Source organism: Verrucomicrobiota bacterium (assembly GCA_016200005.1).
In the GTDB taxonomy this organism is placed as follows: Bacteria; Verrucomicrobiota; Verrucomicrobiia; order Limisphaerales; family PALSA-1396; genus PALSA-1396.
Genome location: JACQFP010000087.1, coordinates 13,571 through 35,857, shown reverse-complemented (window position 1 = coordinate 35,857; position 22,287 = coordinate 13,571). Strand labels below are relative to the sequence as shown.

At 56.3% G+C, this 22,287-nt stretch carries 18 protein-coding genes and 1 pseudogene; 8 read left to right on the top strand and 11 right to left on the bottom strand.

Annotated elements, in window-relative coordinates; genetic code table 11:
• Positions 1–34: 34 nt before the first annotated feature.
• The 11 genes and pseudogenes from HY298_27585 to rpsT form a co-directional block, all read right to left on the bottom strand.
• A complete protein-coding gene (locus HY298_27585) occupies positions 35–790 on the bottom strand; it encodes a 16S rRNA (uracil(1498)-N(3))-methyltransferase (GenBank protein MBI3854006.1) in 756 nt (251 codons plus the stop codon).
• 98 nt (positions 791–888) lie between these two features.
• Positions 889–2,022, bottom strand: coding sequence for a molecular chaperone DnaJ (dnaJ, locus tag HY298_27580; GenBank protein ID MBI3854005.1), 1,134 nt, complete (start codon positions 2,020–2,022; stop codon positions 889–891).
• Positions 2,023–2,026: 4 nt separating this feature from the next.
• Positions 2,027–2,611, bottom strand: coding sequence for a nucleotide exchange factor GrpE (gene grpE / locus HY298_27575; protein ID MBI3854004.1), 585 nt, complete (start codon positions 2,609–2,611; stop codon positions 2,027–2,029).
• Positions 2,612–4,411: 1,800 nt separating this feature from the next.
• Positions 4,412–6,598, bottom strand: a pseudogene (locus HY298_27570) (DUF2723 domain-containing protein).
• A gap of 399 nt (positions 6,599–6,997) precedes the next feature.
• On the bottom strand, positions 6,998–7,546 hold the full coding sequence (locus HY298_27565) for a sigma-70 family RNA polymerase sigma factor (protein MBI3854003.1): 549 nt from the start codon (positions 7,544–7,546) through the stop codon (positions 6,998–7,000).
• A gap of 83 nt (positions 7,547–7,629) precedes the next feature.
• Positions 7,630–10,056 (bottom strand): ferrous iron transport protein B, encoded by a 2,427-nt coding sequence (feoB, locus tag HY298_27560; protein ID MBI3854002.1) that lies wholly within the window; start codon positions 10,054–10,056, stop codon positions 7,630–7,632.
• Positions 10,037–10,291, bottom strand: coding sequence for a hypothetical protein (locus tag HY298_27555; GenBank protein MBI3854001.1), 255 nt, complete (start codon positions 10,289–10,291; stop codon positions 10,037–10,039). Before HY298_27555 ends, feoB begins: the two co-directional genes overlap by 20 nt.
• A 16-nt stretch (positions 10,292–10,307) precedes the next feature.
• Positions 10,308–10,550 carry a ferrous iron transport protein A gene (locus HY298_27550; protein ID MBI3854000.1) on the bottom strand — a complete coding sequence of 81 codons (243 nt, stop codon included), beginning with the start codon at positions 10,548–10,550 and terminating at the stop codon, positions 10,308–10,310.
• Between the two features lie 2 nt (positions 10,551–10,552).
• Entirely contained in the window at positions 10,553–10,783 is a 231-nt protein-coding gene (locus tag HY298_27545; GenBank protein ID MBI3853999.1) for a ferrous iron transport protein A, read from the bottom strand.
• Between the two features lie 172 nt (positions 10,784–10,955).
• A complete protein-coding gene (locus tag HY298_27540; protein ID MBI3853998.1) occupies positions 10,956–12,182 on the bottom strand; it encodes a fibronectin type III domain-containing protein in 1,227 nt (408 codons plus the stop codon).
• Positions 12,183–12,328: 146 nt separating this feature from the next.
• On the bottom strand, positions 12,329–12,592 hold the full coding sequence (gene rpsT, locus HY298_27535; protein ID MBI3853997.1) for a 30S ribosomal protein S20: 264 nt from the start codon (positions 12,590–12,592) through the stop codon (positions 12,329–12,331).
• 157 nt (positions 12,593–12,749) lie between these two features.
• Here rpsT and HY298_27530 point away from each other — a divergent pair, with 157 nt between their 5' ends.
• From HY298_27530 to HY298_27495, 8 genes are all read left to right on the top strand, one after another.
• Positions 12,750–13,181 (top strand): rhodanese-like domain-containing protein, encoded by a 432-nt coding sequence (locus HY298_27530; protein ID MBI3853996.1) that lies wholly within the window; start codon positions 12,750–12,752, stop codon positions 13,179–13,181.
• Between the two features lie 2 nt (positions 13,182–13,183).
• Complete coding sequence (locus tag HY298_27525) at positions 13,184–14,332, top strand: beta-lactamase family protein (GenBank protein ID MBI3853995.1); 1,149 nt, start codon at positions 13,184–13,186, stop codon at positions 14,330–14,332.
• A gap of 200 nt (positions 14,333–14,532) precedes the next feature.
• Entirely contained in the window at positions 14,533–15,984 is a 1,452-nt protein-coding gene (locus HY298_27520) for a sulfatase (GenBank protein ID MBI3853994.1), read from the top strand.
• Positions 15,981–17,501, top strand: coding sequence for a sulfatase (locus HY298_27515; GenBank protein MBI3853993.1), 1,521 nt, complete (start codon positions 15,981–15,983; stop codon positions 17,499–17,501). Before HY298_27520 ends, HY298_27515 begins: the two co-directional genes overlap by 4 nt.
• A gap of 97 nt (positions 17,502–17,598) precedes the next feature.
• Positions 17,599–19,125, top strand: a complete 1,527-nt coding sequence (locus HY298_27510) for a sulfatase (protein ID MBI3853992.1) — start codon at positions 17,599–17,601, stop codon at positions 19,123–19,125.
• 31 nt (positions 19,126–19,156) lie between these two features.
• Positions 19,157–19,831: a DUF502 domain-containing protein gene (locus HY298_27505; GenBank protein MBI3853991.1), complete on the top strand. Its 675-nt coding sequence runs from the start codon at positions 19,157–19,159 to the stop codon at positions 19,829–19,831.
• A gap of 134 nt (positions 19,832–19,965) precedes the next feature.
• A complete protein-coding gene (locus HY298_27500; GenBank protein MBI3853990.1) occupies positions 19,966–20,241 on the top strand; it encodes an exodeoxyribonuclease VII small subunit in 276 nt (91 codons plus the stop codon).
• Positions 20,242–20,304: 63 nt separating this feature from the next.
• Entirely contained in the window at positions 20,305–22,287 is a 1,983-nt protein-coding gene (locus HY298_27495) for a 1-deoxy-D-xylulose-5-phosphate synthase (protein MBI3853989.1), read from the top strand.

Here is a 22,287-nt window from a genome sequence, read left to right as displayed (position 1 = left end):
TATTTCGGTTGGGAAATGTATTCTGGCAACAGCTCTAACCCTTTTGACATTGGAGTTCGTAATTGAGCACGGAGAGGCAGTAAATGGCCGCAGTTTCACTGCGCAAAACAAGCCGCCCAAGAGTGATGGGAAGCGCGCCGGCCGATTTAATGGCACCAAGCTCCGCCGGCGTGAAATCGCCCTCCGGTCCGACCCAGACGCAAACGGATCGGGGCAGCCGTTGATGCTCCGCGTAAAATGCCTGGAAATATTCCCGCGGATGCCGGCGGTCGCTTTGCAATGACGCGATCAACGGCAATTCAAATTTTTCTGCGCGGGCCAGGAATTCTTTCGGCGTCATCGGAGCTTCCACGGTTGGCAACCAGACCGCACCGCATTGTTTGATGGCTTCAATCGCCGTGAGCCGCCATTTTTCAACTTTGGCGACCGCACTTTCGTCGTCCAGTTGAGTTGCTACGCGCTCGGAGAGTAAGGGCACGATCCGCGTTGTCCCCAACTCCGTGCCCTTTTGGATGATGGATTCGATGATTTTCCCCTTGGGTATCGCTTGGAGCAGTGTGATTTGAGAGGTCGGCAGGGGAAAGAAGTTCTTTTGCACGACGGAAAGTTTAACTTCTTCACGCTCCGGCTCTCCGGCTTCGCAGAGGTATTCATTGCCCACGCCGTCGAGGACAATCACCTTTTCCTTGGGGCGCAGTCGCAGGACATGGAGCGCATGGTGAGCTTCACGACCCGTCAGCCACAGTGGCGGGCTTTCACATTCTGTCGGCGGCAAATAGAAACGGTGCATCGGCGCGTTCTAGGAAAGGCTGAAAGCTAAATGCTGAATGCTAAGAACGACTCTAGCCGTTTGCCTTGAGCCTTTGGCCTTTGGTTCTCGCCCGGTCTTCAACTGAAGAAATTCTTCGCTTTGTCGAAGAAGCCCTGGCTCAACGGATTCACGGATTCGTCGCACAGGTCGGCGAATTCCTGCAGCTTGGCCCGTTGCGCGGCGTTCAGATGCCGGGGCACTTCCACGGAGATGCGGATATGCAAATCACCATGGCCATAGCCCTGAATGTTCTTTACGCCTCTGCCTTTGAGTCGAAAGGTGGTGCCGGGCTGGGTGCCGGCCGGAATCTTGATGCTGGCCTTGCCATTCAGGGTCGGCACTTCAATTTCTGCACCCATCGCCGCCTGCACAAAGTTGACGGGCACATCGCAAAGCAAATCATCCCCATCACGCTGGAACAGGGCATGCGTCTTGACATGCAGCACGACGTACAAATCTCCCGACGGCCCGCCGCGCAATCCGGCTTCTCCATTGCCAGATGAACGCAAACGCGCGCCGGTGTCCACGCCGGGCGGGATTTTAAGTTTGATCTTGGTGGCGCGTTCCCGCCGGCCGGAGCCGTGGCAGGTTCGGCACGGCTTCTCAATGACGCGCCCGGCGCCCTCGCACCGGGAGCAGGTCTGCGCGATGCTGAAGATGCCACGGGAACTTAGCACCTGTCCCCGTCCGCCGCAGGCGGGGCAGATTTTGACTTTGGACCCGGCTTCCGCTCCGGCGCCTTGGCAGACATCGCAGCGTTCCTGTTTGGAAAAGGAAATCTCCTTTTCGCACCCTTGAGCCGCGTCCTCCAAACTGATTTCCAAATCGTAGCGGAGGTCAGCGCCTCGCTGCGCTTGCGTGGGGTCGGAGCGGCCGCCGCCAAACAAGTCTTCGAAAATGCTGCCCGCGCCACCGCCGAAAACCTCGCGGAAAATATCCACTGGATCGTGGAAGCCGCGTCCGCCGCCGGGCCAGCGCGAACGCGAATCAAACGCCGCGTGGCCATACTGATCGTAGGCCGCGCGCTTTTGAGGGTCGCTCAGGGCCTCGTACGCCTCGCCGAGTTCCTTAAATTTCTCTTCACACGTTTTGTCGCCCGGGTTCTTGTCGGGGTGAAATTTGATCGCCAGTTTGCGATAGGCTTTTTTTATTTCTTCGTCGTCGGCATTGCGATCCACGCCGAGGACCTCGTAATAATCGCGTTTGGCCATGGTTCTAGTTGGCTGGTTTCTTGGCGACCACCACGCTGGCCGGGCGAATCAGGCGGTCGCGCAGTTTGTAGCCGGCGCGATGCTGCCGGAGCACTTGTCCTTCGGGCAATTCGCTGGTCTCTTGCTGGGCGACCGCTTCATGCCAGTTCGGATCAAACGGCTTGCCGGTGGCGTCAATTTCCTCCACGCCAGCCTCCGCCAGCAGGTTCTTGAATTGTTGATGGATCAGGCCGACGCCTGTCTTGAAGGATTCGACGGAATCGACGTCCTTGGCGGCGGACACCGCCATGTCGAAATTGTCCAGCACCGCGATGAATTTTCGCAGCAGCGACTCGTTGGCGAACTTGATCGCTTCCTGACGTTCCCGCGCCGCGCGTTTCTTGAAATTCTCGAAGTCCGCCATTGTCCTCAAAAGGCGGTCCCAGTTTTCATCGGCTTTGGCCGCCTTTGTCTTCAAGTCTTCAACTTGTTCCGGCGTCAATGTCGGTGGCTCGACCGGTGTTAGCGCCTCGGTCGGAGACGTCGCCGCCTCTTCCGGCGGTGGATCAGCATCAGGTGGCGGTTTGTTCATCGTGTTGGTCCGTGTCATTCCAAAATCCAATGCGGCACAAAATATACGATTGTTGGGCAAGGGGCAACAAGGTTGTGCCCCGTGATCGCCACGGACGGCTCGAGGGATTTATTTGTGCGTGGTGAGCTGCTGGAATTCAGGCATCGCGCGCAAGGGATTGAAGCGGGGGTCCTTGAGCGCTTCAGCCCGCAGGTCCCGCTGTTTGGGATCGCGAGTCAGTCGCTGCGTGCTCAGTTCCAATGCCCGGCGAAGATTCGTGACGGCTTCAGGTGGTTTGCCGAGTGAAGCTTTCATGGCCGCGAGGTCGTACCAGGCTTCGGGGCTGTCCGGTGCCACCTTCACGAGTTTTTCGAGCGTGGCTTCGAGCTTGAGATAGTTGTTCAAGTGCACGTAAGCCTGAGCCACGGCGAGGATGGCGTTGACGTCGGCACGCGGATTGTTCAATACGCCGTCCAGTAGTTGAATGGCGCGGTTGGTCTGTTGCATGCCCAGATAGGCTGAAGCCAAATTGAAAACTCCCTGGAAATTGGTCGGATTGTCGCGAACCTCCTTTTCCAATTGTTGCAAATTGGTTTGAGTCTGCACCAGTTGCGCCTGCCGCTTCTTCATTTCGCCGAGTTGCTTGATCAAGCCATCCACCTGGCCGTTGTAGGGGTCGAGTTTCTTGCAGGTTTCGGCAACTGCCAGCGCGTCATCGATCCGACTCATACTCAGCAACAGGTTCACGTAGCGAAAAACGGCCTCCGGACTGTACGGGCAGAAGGCGAAGGCCTGCCGGTAGGTAAAATCGGCTTCCTTGATCATGCGTTGTTGCTCGACGGGATTCTTTGAATTGTTGATGCGCCAGCTATAAATACCGCCAATGGAGCTGCGCAGTTTGGAGAAGGCTTTTTGCGCCTGGTCGTCACGGACGAATTTCCGGTCGCCTTTGAACCCGCTGAAATCCCGGCGAAGATAAACCTTCTCGATGAAGTCATTGATTTCTTTCAGCGTCGTATCGTACGTGATCCAGTTGCCAATGAGGCGCTCGGAATAGCGGCTCCAGAACTCATGGTCCTTCTTCACCATGTCCTCGCTAATCTCCGGCAACGGCTGGCGATTGATCTTCATGATGACGCCGAAGGGCGAAAGATAAGGATACATCCAATCGAGCGGGAAACTTTCTTCGACGAAGAACTCGTGGTCGGGATTTTTGTCGAAGATCACCTTGGTCAACAGGCCGTTGATGGACATGACGGCCACCTGGCCGGCCACCTGCACGCGGTTCTCGATCAACTTGATGTCCTCGCCCGGCTTGATCTGTCTTGGCTCGTTGGGAAATTTATTGTCGTGTTCCAACCGGCGTGAAGCATCTTGAAGGTATTCCTGGAAACAACGCTGTGAATCTTCCGGTGTCGGGGTGTGGATTTCGCGGTCGGGATAAACGCCGCCGAGGCTCTTGGCAATTTTACCAGAATAGGCCTCCTCCAAAAGCAGCCGATTGAGGCGGATGCGCGTGTGACTCTTCGGATTTTCCTTGATGAACGCCAGCGTCGTCTCGGAGAGTTTTATGTCTTTGAACCTCTCTGGAGTGTAAAGCGGCTGTCGCTGGTCGGGGTTCTTTTCAACCAGTTCCTTTTCCAAAATCTGGTTAAGTTCTTTAGCCAAGCCACGCCGAACCGCGGGCGTGTCCGCGTTGCGCGAAAGCAAATCCTGCGTCTCTTTGGAAAAACTGTCGAAAAGATACCTGGACAAAGCATCCTGTTGGTCGCCTTTCCGGAGTTTGGCGATGAGGCCGGGTAGGTCTGTGAAATCCTTTTCTGTGAAGTAAGAACTACCCGCGCGCCGGTGTTTCTCAATGTAGTCGCCCAGCGCCGTGAATGGCTTGTCCAACAGGTTGTAGGCGATGCGCGCCAGCAGATTCGTGGTGTAATTCTGTTCGATTTCCTTCTTGCTGCGAAGTAATTCCTGGAAGAAGGGAGGATCGATTTGAGTGCTGCGATTGTAGTGTGCGCGGATATAGCTCAGGTAGGTTCCGTCAGCCAGGGCGTTTTGCGTGATGATGTAAACATCGCGCCGGTCGAAGTTGGGATCGCTATACTCATAAATCGGAGTTTTGATATAGGTCTTCTTCTTCTCCGGCGGAATGAAGCTTTCGCAAAAAATCATATACGTGGGACAAAAACGTCCCGGGTCCGTGCCGCCAAACAACACGGTGTCGCGTGTCATCTCAGGATAAAGCGGTTTGCCGTCGGTGCCGTTGAACGGGGGAGTGAACATGTCGTGGCCAAACCAATAACCGAACAGATGATTCCGCTGCTCGTTATCCGACCAATGGGAGAGGATGGAATTGGACGGCATGATCGCAAACAGGGTCAGCAACAGCGACAAACGCGGACGCGATCGAAAAACCAGAATGGACAACAGGAATACCAGCGCCAAACCGACCACGATCATGCCGGCATGAATGGGCAAACCGTATTGGTTCTTTTCAAATGACTTGCTGATGGCGTACGAAAACAGTTTAAGGCCGCTCATTCCGGGTTGGTCGCCAAAAAAGGTTTCGGTCGTTTTGTCGAGTGAGTATAATGCCAGCGCCGTGGCCACCGCTCCGCCGTACAAGCCCCACCTCCGAAAACGTTCGTAGTGTGTGGCCATGAACGCGGCGATCAACGTCAGGCCATAGCCCACCCACATCGCAATCATGACGTACGACGCGGTGAAGAAGACCCGGATGAGTTCCTTGCTCTGGCGGTCCGGGTTGGGATTAAGGAGGATCAAGAGCAGTATGGCGAGACAGACCCAAAAGCCGAATATACCGGTCATCCAGGACCGTTCGCGTTTCTGCATTTTTAGGAAAAACAGAAACGGGACCAGTGCTATGAAAAGATAAACCAGGCTGAACTCCTCCACCGCTCCCTCAAAATACGAACCCAATTGTTGAAAGAAACGCAGCGGATCCGTCAGGAAATTGGTGGGATTGGCCTTCTCATATTGGCCGCGAGTCAGCGCATGAATGAATCCTTCCACGGTCCGTGGGTAACCCCATTGCATCGGCGGGTCGGACATTCCTGCCAAAGGCATGTAGAGGTAGAAGCCCGCACCAACCAGGAACAAAAACCCTGATAGCAAAACAGGTTTCCACTCGGTCAGAAATCTTTCAGTTTTGAGGGTGAGCCAGAAACAGGCCACCAGTGAGGCAACTCCCACAAGGTTGAAAATTACGAACATCATGTTTATCTGGCCCGGCGCACTGTCGAAAGTGGGCAGCTTGTGATTCAATTTCAGCAAGAGTCCGACGAGGTAACAGAGACTATTGGCGACCATGAAATCACGGCCCAGTTTTGGTTGCGTGGCAATAATGGCCACTTCAATACCCATCGCTGCGACGAGCAGGCTTTGATGATTTGTAAAGCAGATGCCAAAGAGGAACATCGCCCAATAAACGTAGCGCCTCTGGTGCGGCGCGTAGATCCAGCGCAACAGACAAAGCAATACTCCCATCAACGACAGCACACTGAATGGATAGACCTCCACGATCACCGATTGACTCCACATGTACCCGTTGAAGGCGAGCAACATTCCAGCGACAAAGCCGGAGACGACACAGATGGCGTTTTCCCATCGCCGATCCATCGTCTTCAAATCGGCAATGCCCTCGATCATCATGCTGCTGCCGCGCGAGACGATGAACGCCAGAAACCCGCTCGCCAGCGCGGCGGAAACCGCGGACGCGACCGCCACGCGATAGGCAATGTTGGCCACCGGGAACAACACCGTGAACAACCAGGTATAAACTGTCCACACAGGATAGCCGGGAGGGTGGGGGACACCCGCATAGAAGGAACCGGTGGCCAATTCGCCCGAATCTTCCAGCGTCAGATCCGGCGCCAGCGTGAGGTAATAACCGATGAACACCAGCAACGTCGTCAGACCAAACGTCAACCAGTCGATCTTTCGAAAAAGCGGCGGTGTGGCCGGTTTGAGAGGCGCCACGGGGTTCGTTGTGGTCGTTTTGGCCGGCATCGCCGGTTTGATTTTACCATCCGGCGATTTCGATTTGTCGTTACTCATGCTTAGCGAATCAAACTATTTGTCATCCCGATCAGAAAAGAGCCTGTAGTTGAAGGGGAACGCGGTGTATTTGTCCATTCAAAAGTGCCCACCGATTTGACGATTGACCAGGCGTTCTGGCGGCTGTGACGGTTCGGCAGGCTATAGGAAGAATGGTTTTCGTTGCTCAAAGAAAGGCCCGCGAGAAGATGGCTGCAGCGTGAAGTTGAAGCGTGACCAGCGCCAAAGTAGGATTGGCTCAATACAATCACGGCCAACAACGCGAACGAACTCGCCACCGCCAGCCAGCGCCAGGATACCGCCCAAGGCAACTCCGACTTGACCGTCGGTGCGGACGGAAAGACCCGTCGCTTAACTCTCGGCGAGGGGCGGCGTGGCACCCAGCCACTCAATTGATTTTCCCACTGATTCCAGTCGTTCATAACTTACTCCTTTCAAACAGGCCCGCAGTTTTTGCAGACCGTAGCGGTAACGTCCGGCGACGGTGTTGGGCGAAAGTCCCAGCAACTCCCCGATCGCCTCGAAGGTGTGCTGATGCCAGATTTTGAGGACGATGACTTCGCGTTGTTCGAGCGGGAGTTTCGCCAGGCAACGCATCGCCGCGCGTTCCTGCGGCGTTTCCTCCTCGCCACGTTCGAACCAACGATGCGATTCCAATTCGCGCGTTAACCGTCGCCAAAGACTGCGCCGGTAATTGAGCGCCCGATTCCGAAAGCTGCGCAGACAATAATGGAGCGGTTGTTCGGGCGGTTTGGCTCGCTGCATCAAACCTAGGAACGTCTCCTGCAAAACGTCTTCAGCCTCGTTATGGCTCAAACCCAGCGCCCGGCCATAGAGAATCATCTCCGCGGCCTTCGCTTCGTAAAGTCGCCGACACCAGTCGAGGTTCGAGTTGCTCACAATTAGATTCCAACCAATAGACACCGGAGAAGCAAGATTTGTATAAAAAACAGTCCGCGACCGTTCGTCTCGTGGGGTGACTGCTAATTCCAGCCAAACAGCCGACCCCCGTGATACGTGATGAAAGCCAGTGACCAGGCCAGCAAACCCATGTAAACCCATTGAAAAATGGGCCATTTCCAAGAATTGGTTTCCCGGCGCACCACGGCGACCGTGCTGACACATTGCAACGCGAATACATAAAAAACCATCAAGGTGACGGCCACCAGCGGCGTGTACACCGGCGAGCCATCGGGATGCTTTTGCTCCTGCAAGGTCTTGGCCAGACTCGAAGTCGCTGCGGCGCTCTTGTCGTATTCCCCGACGTTATAGACCGTGGACATGGTGCTCACAAACACTTCACGCGCCGCAAACGAAGCGACGATGCCGATGCCCATCTTCCAATCGAAACCAAGTGGGGCGATGACCGGTTCAATGATCCGACCCAACCGCCCGGCGAAGCTTTGGCGCAGTCGCTCGCCTGCATGTTCCTTCGATATCGAAGCAACTTTTTCCTCAAATACTCTGTGTTGCTCTAATTGAGCAGGCGAATTGTCAGTGATTGCGAATGTACCACGGAAACGACCTTCAAGGATGTCAGACAGTTTGACGTTCGTATTCGGAAACGCCTGCTGAAATGCTGTCTGCATTTTATCTTGGTAACTCGTTTCAATTTCAGAACTCCTCGGATACGTCGCCAGAAACCAGAGCAGAATGTTGATCCCCAGGATCACCGTGCCGGCGCGGCGAAGAAATAGTTTCGAGCGGTCCCACATGTGCCGCAGCACGACATGTAGCAACGGACGCTTGTAGGGCGGCAGTTCCATGATGAGCATCGGCGTCGGGCCTTTGAGCAGCGTCTTCTTGAACAGCCACGCCATCAACAACGCCACCACGATGCCGAGCAGATACATCGACAGCATCGTGATGCCGGAGAGTTTCCAAAAACCAAACACGCGAATATCTGGAATGCACGCGGCGATCAGCACGGCGTAAACCGGCAACCGCGCCGAGCAACTCATCAATGGCGCAACCAGAATCGTCACCAGGCGGTCCTTCGGGCTTTCAATCGTGCGTGTGGCCATGATGCCGGGGATCGCGCACGCAAACGAACTGAGCATCGGGATGAAGCTCTTGCCGTGCAACCCCACCTTGCTCATCAACCGATCCATCAAAAACGCCGCGCGCGCCATGTAGCCGGTGTCTTCCAGAATGCTGATGAACAAGAACAGCAGCAGAATTTGCGGCAGAAACACGATCACCGCGCCGACACCCTTGATCACACCCGCAACCAGCAGCGAGTTCAAATCCCCCGGCGGCAGGAACGCGCCGACCAAACCGCCAAAGGCATCAACCCCCGTCGTTAATAAATCCATCGGCCACTTGGCAAAAGTGAAGATGCTCTGAAACAAGAGCGCCATGATGACGACGAAGATCAGCACGCCCCAGACCTTATGGGTCAAGATGCGATCCAGCTTGTCGCTAAACGTCTCCTTTGGCGCCGCAGTTTCCGTCGTCACCGCATGCTCCATTTCCGCCACGCGCGCATAACGCCATTCGATGGGCGCGCCGCGCCAGTCGATTTTGTGCGCGTCCAATCGCTTGCGCGCGGCGGTCACGGCGTTCTGTATTGCGGGTGGATAATGTGTGCTGCTCGACGCCAGTGCGTTTTCGTTGCTCAGAATCAACAACGCCTCCGCCGTGGCTTGCAATCGCCGCTCCTGAAAAGTTTCCGCCAGCAAATTGGCCAGTCCGGTCGCTTCGATCCGAAACAATCCCGGCAACTGACAGAACAACTGCGGCTTCATTTCGGGCGGGTTCTGGATGAACGCAACAATCTTGGCGCGCAACTCCGGCACTCCCTGTCCGGTGCTGGCCACAATCGGCAGAACCGGCACGCCGAGGGTTTCAGAAAGCTTCTTCTCGTCGATCCGATGGCCGTTGGCTTCCGCCACATCGACCATGTTGAGCGCGATGAGGGTCGGATGGCCGAGTTCGACGACTTGCGTGGCGTAGTAAAGGTTTCGCTGAAGGTTTGAGGCATCCACCACGACGAGGATCAGATCCGGCGGCGGCAGTTCGGGAAGGCGATTCAACAAAACGTCGCGCGAAATCTGTTCATCGAGCGAGTTCGGACTCAAACTGTAAGTGCCGGGCAAATCGAGGACGCGGATGTTCGCGTCGGCCGGCTTGCCCCGCGGAATAGCAGTGTGCTCAGCGTCCGAAGTGGGCGAGGTGTTTATTCCACGGGGCGCGCGGAGCAGACGACCCTCCTTGCGCTCGACGGTGACGCCGGCGTAGTTGCCGACCTTGGCGCGCAAGCCGGTGAGTGCATTGAACAAAGTCGTTTTGCCGCAGTTCGGATTTCCGGTCAACGCGACGTAAGCCGGCGCGGAGATTTTCCCGGCGGGTTTCTTTTCGACCGATGCGACTGCGGGGTTCATCGAGGCTTCATTTCCGAGCAATGACATCCCGTTCAATGATGTCAGCTATCTGCTGCAACTGACTCAGCGCCGCCCCAACAACTGGGTCTGCGTGCTGGGCAAGCCGTTGTCGAAGACCTCGGATACACGAGAGGATAGAGATCGCCGTATCGCCGCGCAGGAACAAACCTGGCCAGTCATCTTGGAGTTGTATCGCCCCAGTTGGCACGTTTCCCGAACCGCCGGGAAAAGGAATTTGAGTAATCTTTGAATCAGTGTTCATAAGATGCCAAAGTTGATTACGAATTCGTCCTCACCAAAATCTGCTCCGCCTCGCTTTTGCGCAGGGTGAGATTGTAGCCGCGCACTTTGATTTCAACCGGGTCGCCGAGTGGCGCGAAGCGGACGAGTTCCACGGTCGTGCCGACAAGCAAACCCATTTCCAGCAACCGGGATTTGTTTGCCGGAGCGACGTTGATTTCGGTGACCGTGCCGGCGCTGCCGACCTTGAGGGAGGTCAACGGTTGGCTTTCAGCGGGCATACTCACTCTGCGTTTTCGGTCGCAGGAAGAGGCTCAACCAAAATGATGTCTGCCAGTTCCGCGCTGAGACCGAGGCGCGCGTTGCAAACCAGGCAGATGAGATTGGGGTAGCAACTGAGAAGCTTGATTTGTTGCTCTTCACAAAAACCCATTTCCCGGAGACGGGAAATAACGGGCGCGGGAGCTGAAAGGCGTTTGATACGAACGGCGGTACCCGCAATGACACGACTCAATGGGCAAAGGAAGGGTTCTCCGCTACATCCATTCTTGCTGGCACACGTTGGCTTCTGCCGTTTCACGTGGCGCAATCTAGGTTAATTGAGACTTGGTTGCAAGACGGATTTTGAGTGCGTCCCGAAACTTTTCTTTAGCGGAGCGGTTGGCCGCGCCAAACCCGAAGCCCGCTCAGTTGTCGATGAGAGAATTCGTGATGACTCCCGCTGGCTTCGTCACAAAGGTGAAGTTGCTGGAAACGGATTGACGGAAAGCTGCGTCCGTGGATTTGACGCGGAAACGATTCGTAGTCGCAGCGTCCAAGCCGCTCAAAGTGATTGAATGCGCATAAACGAGTGCTGCGTTCGTAATCGAGCTGGCGGAGTCGGTTGTCGTTCCAATTTCAACCACGCTGTCAGAACGCGTATCCGTGTTCCAACTGATGATGGCGCTGGCATTCGTGATGTTGCTGACCACAAGATTAAAAATCACCGGCGGATTGGTGTTTGGATCGCCAATGCTGTTTGTGGCGATGGCCGTCCACATGTCGGCGTTGTGCAGGTCGGCCCGCCAGTAACTCGCTCCTTTGTAGCCGCCAGCCGTTGGCGGATTGGTGTCATTCTTCAAGGCATTGACGAACGCGGTGATTTCCGCGCCAGTCGTAATTTCTCTCGCCGAGGGACTCCAACCCTGGCCGACCGGCGCGAGCGGCTTGATGGCATTCGTCCATTGTCCGGTGAGTGAATTCTGCCAGTTGCGCCATTCGATGTCCATCCAACGAACCATGTAAGCCGGCGATACTCCAATGCTTTTCCAATAAGCCTGCGGCATGACGGCGTCGCAGTGGAAGCCGAATTCTTTGTAAGGAAACGTGGTGTGATTGCCGATGATCGGGAATGGCGCGTGAGCGAGAAATCGCGTGGGGAAATTGGTTTTGATTCCCGCACCCAGTTGCAGCGCCTTGTTCAGGTTGTCCGGCAAGTTTGCGGATTCCCATTCGGCCTCGGCGTCGATGACAAAGCCGTCCGCGCCCAGATTGTATATTCTGGTCGCCAGGACAATCTCACCCGCGACATCGGCGCCGTCCGAGCGCGTGTAGCCAAAGATCCTCAGTCCCGCCGCATGAGCTTCATTCACAAGATGGGCGGTGAATTGGGGATTGGTTGGCGAGGGAAAGTCGGCGGCGCCCGTTCCGGCCTTGACGACAATAAAATGCATCCCCTGGCTTTTTTCAAACGCCATCAGGCTGGGGACATCGCGCACGCCGGGCACATGACCGCCGAGCTGGTTTGTGGCCTGGGAAAGAAAGTAAATCCAATCACCCTTGCCGAGATTGGCAGGGTCAATGCCGTTGTCCAATGCGCGCACACTTTCCCCGGTGCATTGCCAAAGCAGAATAACGGCTGACGTGGCGAGCAAGTTTCGACGCGCGCGAAATGCCATGATGGCGGAGCATAACGCGTAAAGCTTGAACGTCAACGCGTGGCGACGTGGAAACCCGTATCAGTGGAATGAGACACTGCAATTTGATGACGTGGCCCTGGCAACCTGTCACCAGACCCCGCTCACTTGATCTTCTTCAAATACAAGGCCAGGCGGGATTTTTTGCGGTTGGCGGTGGCCCGGTGCACGACGCGCGTCTTGGCGGCTTTATCGAAAGCGGAATTGACGGTCCGCAAGGCTTGCACCGCCTCATCCTTTTTGCCCGTGTCCACAAGCGCCAGGTAATTTCTTTCCAACGTGTGCAGGCGCGAGGTGATGCTGCGATTGCCCAGTTGTTTGCGGGCGCTGTTACGCATCCGGCGTTCGGCTGATTTGGTGTTCGGCATAGTTTACTCGGTTAAATCTTTCAGAGCGGGCAACGGTATCGGAACGCCCGGCTTTGTCAACGGCTTCTTCCGCGCTCTTTACCGCGCTCCCGGCCGGGGTTTTTCTTTGACGATCGGTGCCGATTGGCGAATGATTCAAGACCAAAACCACGAACCCATGAGAAATCTGTTCACACTGATTTGTGCATCCGCCCTGCTGCTAGGCGGCGACAAAATCCACGCCCAAGGCAAAGACGCTCCTTCCAACAAACAATCCGACCAGAAAGTCTCCGTCAAGAATCTCGATGCTAACGAAGCGGAAAAACTTCTGAAAGAGAACAAGAAAGTGGTTGTGCTCGATGTCCGCACCCCCAAGGAATTTTCCGCCGGGCACATTGCCGGCGCCACAAACATCAATTTCTTCGACACCGACTTTGCAAAGAAGCTGGCGGCGCTCGATAAAAGCCAGCCGTACCTCGTCCATTGCGCCGTCGGCGGCCGCAGCGCCAAAGCGCGCGAATTGATGAAGACCCAGCAATTCAGGACGATTTACCATCTCGAGGGCGGCATCAAGGCGTGGGAGAAAGCCGGCAAACCGGTCGAGCGTTAGGCATGAGCGTCGCGTCTTCACGGTGGGCCGCCCTCCCTCTTTGCACTGCTCTCCTCGTTCCACCTTTTTCGTCAGGCGCAGCCGAGACACAGTCCATCGACAAACTGCTCGAGTTGATTCGCAAACAACACGACCTGCCGGCATTAGCGGCGGCGGTCGTGAAGGGTGGACGCACGGTCGCCCTTGGCGCAGTCGGATTTCGAAAATACGGCGAGACTGTCAAGGTCACGAGCGCCGACCAGTTCCACATCGGATCGTGCACAGAATCCATGACCGCAACGTTTGTGGCCATGCTGGTGGAACAAGGCCGGCTCTCATGGGACACAACCATCGCGAATGTTTTTCCGGACCTCGCTGCGTCGATGCAGCCGCAGTACCGGGACGTGACGCTGGAGCAACTTCTATCGCATCGCGGCGGCTTTCCAAATGAGACAGCGCCACCGGGCAAAACACTTTTGGATCTGCACAAACTTGCCGGCACACGGCGCGAGCAGCGACGAGCGTACCTCGAAATGGCGTTGCGCACACCTCCAGAGGCCAGGCCGGGAGAAAAATTCATTTATTCCAACATGGGTTATGTCGTCGTGGGTGCGATGGCTGAGAAAGTCATGAACGCTTCATGGGAAGACTTGACGACGCGAATGTTGTTCAAGCCCCTTGGAATGACGAGCGCGGGATTCGGCGCCATGGGCACGCCGGGTAAAATCGATCAGCCCTGGCAACACGCGCTCGAAGCCACGAACCACCACGCCATCGGTCCCGGCCCGCGCAGTGACAACCCTCTCGTCATCGGTCCGGCCGGAACTGTGTATTGCTCGCTGGGTGACTGGGCGAAATTCGTCGCCATCCACGTGCGCGGCGAGACGAACTGGGTAGGCCTGTTGAAACCGGAAACTTTCAGGAAGCTGCACACGCCGATGTTCGGCGGCGATTACGCGTTCGGGTGGGCGGTCGCGAATCGCAAGTGGGGTGGTGGTCGCGTTCTGACTCACAACGGCAGCAACAACCAAAACTTCGCCGTGGTGTGGATCGCGCCGTTGCGCGACTTCGCGGTGCTCGTGGCGACCAATCAAGGCGGCGACGAAGGCGCGAAGGCTTGCGACGAAACGGCGGCAGCGCTCATCAAGGAGTTTCTCAGCAAGAGCCAATAGCAATATTGGGCGATGCACTTGATTCCCTTTGATGCAGACAGGAACAACCTGAAGGTTGAACTTCAACGCAAACGGCCCGTGCGCGACGTTGGAGTTCACGCTTTAGCGTGTCCGATGGCCCAAAGGAAATCAGGTACAAAGCCCAACAGAATTAGACAGTGACAAAGAAGAAGCTCGCGGAATAATATTTTTCCACACCTATGAAATTCGAATCATTTTGGCGGCAATACCGCTGGATTGCGACTGCCCTGTTGATGCTGCCGATGATTTTCTGCACCGAAGAAAGTTCAAGCGCTGCGGCGCGCCTGCCGAACGTAATCATAGTTTTTGCCGACGACCTCGGCTGGGGTGATCTCGGTTGTTACGGCAACACGAAATTCAAGACGCCGAACATCGACCGCATGGCGAGTGAAGGCGCGCGGTTGACCCAGTTCTACAGCGCATGTCCCTACTGCGCGCCGTCGCGGGCGTCGCTGATGACGGGCCGCTATCAGTTCCGAAGCGGTGTGGTGAACAACCCATCGCCCGACTCGGGCATCAACGACATTGGCATACCTGCTTCGGAAATCACTTTGGGCCAGGCGTTCCAGAAGGCGGGTTACAGAACCATCTGCATAGGCAAATGGCATCTCGGTCACAAGCCGGAGTTTTATCCGACGCGCCACGGTTTCGATGAATATCTCGGCATCCTTTACAGCAACGACATGCGGCCCGTGCAAGTGCTCGACGGCGAGAAGGTCGTGGAGTATCCGGTGGTTCAGGCAACGCTCACCAAACGCTACACCGAACGCGCGCTTTCATTCATTGAGCGCAACCGGAAGAAACCATTTTTCCTCTATCTACCCGGCGCCATGCCGCACAAACCGCTGGCCGCCTCGGAAGCATTTTACAAGAAAAGCGGCGGTGGACTTTACGGCGACGCCGTGGCGGAACTCGATTGGTGCGTCGGCCAGGTGCTGGCGAAACTCAAGGAGCTTGGATTGGACGAGAACACACTGGTCTTCTTTTCCAGCGACAATGGCCCGTGGTACGGCGGCAGCACGGGCGGATTGCGCGGCATGAAAAGCAACACTTGGGAAGGCGGCATTCGCGAACCGTTGATCGCGCGCTGGCCCGGGAAAATTCCCGCAGGTCACGAGAGCCGTGAACCGGCTATCATGGTTGACCTCTTTGTGACGGCATTGACTGCCGCCGGGATTCCGATTCCCCAAGATCGCGTCATCGATGGCAAAGACATTTTTCCGTTGCTGACCTCCGAGGCCAAGACCCCGCACGAGGCGTTATTCGCGATGCAAGGCGCGAAGCTTTACACCGTTCGCAGTGGTCCGTGGAAGTTGCACGTCATTGCGCCAAACAAACCCCGGGTCATGAAACCGGACGAGAAATGGATCGACGCGCGCGCGCCGGACGGCGTGACGATTCTGGCGCCGTATGAGCAAGCTCATCCCAGTCAATATCCCGGCGTGTTGACCGGCGACGAAACCAAGGCGATGTCGCTTTTCAATCTGGAAGATGATCCCGCAGAGCAACACGACGTCGCGGAACAACACCCCGATGTGGTCAGACGATTGAAGGCGCTCTATGACGCGATGAACCAACAGTTGCTACTCGCGAAGCCAGGCCAACCGTCTGGCACCACCGGGAAATTATGAAGCGGCCGATAACTTGTAGCCGCCGCCGCGAGCAGGCAGACTCTCGCGACGCGCGCCAACGTCCATCCGCCTCGTTACTTCGGCGGCTACGTTCGGCGCATGGATTGTGTGCCTCGCTCATCGTGCTCCTCATCGCGTGTTCTTGCTGGTTTGCGATAACGCACGCCGCCGAATCGCGTCCGCCCAACGTTCTCTTCATCGCCATTGATGATCTCAACGATTGGATCGGCGCGCTCGGCAAACGCCCTGACGTCCAGACACCCAATCTCGACCGGCTCGCAAAGCGCGGCATGTTGTTTACTCGCGCTTATTGTTCCGCCCCCGCGTGCAACCCGTCGCGGGCCAGTCTGCTCACTGGCGTCCGCCCTGCATCGTCCGGTGTCTATCACAATAGCCAGCCGTGGCGGCCAGTGCTGCCCAACGTCGTCACGTTGCCCCAAAATTTTATGGCCAACGGCTATTACGTCGCCGGTGGTGGAAAGATTTTCCACAACTCATTCAACGATCGAAAGTCGTGGGAGGTTTACCTCAAACCGCAGCCGTCGCCCGAGCCAGCCAATAAACCCGTCAACGGTTTGCACGCCGCGCAGTTCGATTGGGGTCCAGTCAACGTCGGCGATGACGAGATGGGCGACTTTAAAGTGGTCGATTGGGGCATCGCCCAGTTGAAGGCGAAACATGATAAGCCCATGTTTCTGGCAGTGGGTTTGATTCGTCCGCACTTGCCCTGGTATGTGCCGCAGAAATATTTTGATCTTTATCCGCTGGGACAAATTACTTTGCCCAAGATCAAAGCCGACGATCTCGACGACATTCCACCGATCGGCCGTCAAATGGCCAAGCCCGAAGGTGATCACAAAAAAGTCGTCGAAGCGAAGCAATGGGAGAAAGCGGTGCAAGGTTATCTGGCGAGCATCACTTTCGCCGACGCGCAAGTCGGTCGGCTGTTGGACGCGTTTGACGCCAGCGCTTATGCGACGAACAGCATCATTGTTCTGTGGAGCGATCACGGCTGGCATCTCGGCGAGAAGCAGCACTGGCGCAAGTTCGCGCTTTGGGAGGAAGCCACCCGTGTCACGTTCATGATTGTTGCACCCGGTGTCACAAAACCAAACCAACATTGCGAGCGGACGGTCAACCTCATGGACATTTACCCTACGTTGATCGAACTGTGCGGGTTGCCGAAGAAGGAAGGCCATGAAGCGACCAGCATCATGCCGTTATTAAAGAATCCTGCACAGGCTTGGGATCATCCATCAGTCACGACTCATGGACGCAACAACCACGCCGTTCGCAACGAGCGCTGGCGCTACATCCGTTATAGTGACGGCACCGAAGAACTTTACGATCACAATGCCGATCCACTCGAATGGACAAACCTCGCGAGCAACGCCAAATACGAAGTTACCAAGAAACAACTCGCCGTTTGGTTGCCGACAACCAACGCGCCGGATGCGCCAACCGCTGGGAAAAACTCCGACGACGGCGACAACGTGAAGCCGAAGAAATCACAGTGACCGTGCTGCTTCCGATGACGAAAAACGGCGTTTGCTCGGGGAGCACACTCGCCTCGAGTGTTGCCAACGACGCCCTCGTCGTTGGCTTGGTTTGGTAATGAAAAGAGCCAGAGCATTTATAAAAGGCGTTTTGGGTTCGGCGCGAGGGCGCGCCGAATTGCAGCCGGGGCGGCTGCATTCCCCATTCTCGAATGCATCGTTGCGGCTGAAATTGAGGACATGGGTGATAACGCTCATCATCGCATGTTGTTGTTGGGTCACAACAACGCGATCTGTTGAAGCACGCCCGCCCAACTTTGTTTTCATTCTTATCGACGACCTCGGGTGGACGGATCTCGGCTGTTTCGGAAGCACATTTTACAAGACGCCGAACATCGACCGGCTCGCCGAGCAAGGGATGAAATTCACCGCTGCTTACGCCGCCTGCCCGGTTTGTTCACCGACACGCGCCAGCATTCTGACGGGCAAATATCCGGCACGGTTGCACCTGACCGACTGGCTGCCCGGCCGTGGCGACGGACCCTCGCAAAAACTGTTGCGTCCCGATTTTCTCCGCCAGCTCCCGCTCGCTGAAGTGACCCTGGCCGAGGCGCTGAAACCTGCGGGTTACGTTTCGGCAAGCATCGGCAAATGGCATCTCGGCGGCAAGGGGTTCAGCCCGGAAGATCAGGGATTTGATCTGAACATCGCCGGCAATGACGCCGGTTCGCCCGCTAGTTATTTCCATCCCTATCGCAATGCGAATCGCAGCATTCGATCGCTCGAAGACGGCATGCCGGGAGAATACCTCACGGATCGTCTCACCACTGAAGCGGAAAAGTTCATTGAGCGCCACAAAGGCAAACCGTTCTTTCTCTACCTCGCGCACTATGCCGTCCATATTCCATTGGCCGCCAAATCGGAACTCATCGCCAGATTTCAAAACGCTGCCAACCCCGGCCAGACGCACACCAACGCAGTTTATGCGGCGATGATTCAAAGCGTGGACGAAAGCGTCGGGCGCGTGATGGAAAAACTGGAGGAGCTCAAGCTCGCCGACAACACAGTCATCTTTTTTATGTCCGACAACGGCGGCCTGGCTGTGAAAGAAGGGCCGAACACGCCATCGACCTCCAACGCGCCGTTGCGGGAAGGCAAAGGCTATTTGTATGAAGGCGGCATTCGTGCGCCACTGATCATTCGCTGGCCCGGCGTCATTCAAGCCGGCAGTATTTGTCACACGCCGGTTTGCAGCATCGATTTCTTTCCGACGATTCTCGAAATGGCCGGCGTGAAATTCCGGCAGTCTGTCGATGGCGTCAGCCTCGTGCCGTTGCTGAAGCAGATCGGCGACTTCAAACGCGACGCGCTCTACTGGCATTATCCGCACTACGCGAACCAAGGCGGCAAACCGGGCGGGATCATTCGTCAAGGCGACTACAAGCTGATTGAGTTTTACGAAGACGGACACCTGGAGCTTTACGATCTCAAGCAGGACATCGGCGAAAAGCATAATCTGGCGGACAGAATGCCGGACAAGGCGATGGCCTTGGAAGTGAAACTCGATGCCTGGCGTCGGGATGTGAAAGCTCAAATGATGAATCCGAATCCGAATTACGATGCTGGCGTAAAAGCGGGAAAGTGACTTTTGGGGGAGAGCAGGCTAAAGTGGCGGGATGAAAAATCTTTTTGCCCGCGGTCGGGCCAACTTCTTGACCGGGCTGGCGGTCGTGCTGCCGGCCGTGATTTCCCTGGCCGTGGCCAAGTGGCTCTTCGGTACCGTTTCCAGCCTCACCGACACGTTGCTCATTTTCCTCCCCAAAACCCTGACGCACGAACGCAGCGGCGACGGTCCGATGTATTGGTACTGGAGTCTCGTAGCGCTGGTGCTGGCGATTCTCCTGATCAGTCTGGTCGGACTTTTGGCGCGCTATTATCTCGGCAAAAAAATGATCCGCTGGGTGGACACGGCGCTCCTGCGCGTCCCGTTGCTCAACAAGATCTACGGCGCCATCAAGCAGGTCAACGAGGCCTTTTCCTCCGGCAGCAAATCTTCCTTCAAAACCGTCGTGCTGATCGAATTCCCGCGCACCGGCATGTATTCCATTGGTTTCATCACCAGCGAACAGCACGACGAAGTGCAGACGAAGACGAAGGAGAAGGTGGTTTGCGTCTTTGTCCCGACGACTCCGAATCCCACAAGCGGCTTCCTCGTGCTCGTGCCGGAGGACAAGGTGACCAAACTGGAAATGTCCGTGGCCGACGGCATCAAGTACATCATCAGCCTCGGCTCGATCTCGCCGGAATACGCGCCGCCCGGCACAGAAGCGCTTCAATCATTGAAGCGTTAACCGATTCCACGTCCCATATCTCTCCATCTTCCGCATCTCTGGGGATCGACCGGCCCTGTGAACACAACTTGAACCTGGCAACCTCTGTGAAAGTCGGACTGGACGGGCAAGGGGGCTTCATTTAGCTTGCCGGTATGTCGAAGGCAGTCAAAACCGTGGATGCGGCGAAGCCGGAGAATCTGCCGTTTGAAGCGGCGCTAAAAAAACTCGAAACCATCGTCGAAGCCATGGAGGCAGACAATTTGCCGTTGGAAACCCTTCTGGCGCGCTACGAAGAAGGCACGCGACTGGCCCGGATTTGCCAGGCCAAACTGGCGGAGGCGGAGGTGAAAATTCAACAATTGGAAAAAAACGCGGCGGGCGAATTGAAATTAAAGCCAATTGCCTTGGGCGACAATTCCAACGAATAATTAACCAAAGTGTTGGGCGTTCCGTTCCAACACTCCAACACTCCAGTAAAACATTACTGAATTATGAGCCGATATCTCGACATGGTGGACGATCCCGTCCACGTCAAAAAGCTGACCCTGGTTCAACAGTTGCAACTGGCGCAGGAGATCCGCCAGGAACTGATCCAGGTGCTCTCCAAAACGGGCGGTCATCTCGGGCCGAATCTCGGCGTGGTGGAGTTGACCATCGCTCTGCATTACGTCTTCAGCACGCCCAAGGACAAATTCGTCTGGGACGTGAGTCACCAGTCCTACGTCCATAAATTGCTCACCGGTCGGAAAAACCGCTTTCACACCATCCGCATGACCGGCGGCCTGAACGGGTTCGCGTTGCGGACGGAGAGCGAACATGATTGTTACGGCGCGGCCCATGCGGGGACGGCCTTGTCCGCGGCGCTTGGCATGGCGGCGGCGCGCGATCAACGGGGCAGCGACGAAAATGTGATTGCGATCTTCGGCGACGCCGCGTTGACGAACGGCATTTCATTCGAGGCGCTCAACAACATCACGCACACGACGAAACGGTTCATCGGCATTCTGAACGACAACGAGTGGAGCATCGCCAAGAACGTCGGCGCGATTGCGACTTATCTCAACAAGCTGATCACGCACCCGTCGTACAACCGGTTACAAAAGGATTTTGAACGGTTCATTCGTTTGCTGCCGAAAGGCGAGGTGGCTTTGAAACTGGCGCACAAGGCCGAAGAAGGTTTCAAAGGCGCGATGACCGAAGTGGGGCTGCGACCTAGCGGCACTCAGGTTGAGTCAGATGGCCGTGGCGGCTACGGCAGCAGCTTGATTTTCGAGGAAATGGGACTGCGCTATCTCGGGCCGATTGACGGTCACAATCTCTCGTTGCTGATCGACACGTTGAAATTTGCCAAGACGTGCGACAAACCGGTCGTGATCCATGTGTTGACGAAAAAAGGCAAAGGCTACGATATCGCCATCAAACAACCGGAGAAGTTTCATGGCACTGGGCCGTACGACGTCGCCACCGGCGCCGCGCCGCCACCCAAACCGGGCACGCCGCCGAACTGGCAGGATGTCTTTGGCGAAACCATGGTGAAACTGTGCAAGAAGGACAATTCCGTTGTCGGCATCACCGCGGCGATGCCCAGCGGCACGGGTTTGAAGGCGTTGGAGAAGGCGATGCCGAATCGCTACTACGATGTAGGCATTGCGGAGGAGCACGCGGTGTTGTTCGCCTGCGGCATGGCGACGATGGGATTTCATCCGGTGTGCGCCATTTATTCCACGTTTCTCCAGCGCGCCTACGATTGCATCATTCACGACGCGGCGTTGCAGGACCTGCCAGTGATGTTTTGCATGGACCGCGCCGGGCTGTCGGCCAATGACGGCCCGACGCACCACGGCATGTTCGACATCGCCTATCTGCGTTGTGTGCCGAACATCATCGCCATGGCCCCGAAGGATGAAGATGAACTCGTGGACATGATGTTCACCTGCACACACACCAAACATCCCACGTTCATCCGGTATCCGCGCGGCGCGGCGGAAGGCGTGCCGATCAAAGACCAGCCCCGGCTGCTGGAAATCGGCAAGGCCGAGATCATCCAGAACTTTTCCAACAACGGCGGACGCAAGGTCGCGCTGTTCCCGTTGGGCAACCTGATGAAACTGGGACGAAAAGCGGCGGCGCAACTCGCAGAGGACGGATATGACGTTGCAGTGATCAATCCGCGCTTCACCAAGCCGATTGACGAAGGGGTGACGGAATTCTTTGCGCGCGGCGCTGATCTCGTCGTAACAATGGAAGACCACGTGTTGCCGGGTGGCTACGGCAGCACTATCATGGAGTTTCTGAGCGACAAACGGATCAGCACCCCGGTGGTACGCATCGGCTGGCCGGACCAATTCATTGAACACGCCTCCACTGTGGACGACTTACGCAAGAAGTATGGTCTGACCGTGGAGAACACAGTGGCAAAGGTGAAGGCGGAGTTCCCGGAAACGCCAGCCGCGCGGGTGAGTGTCGTGGCTTGA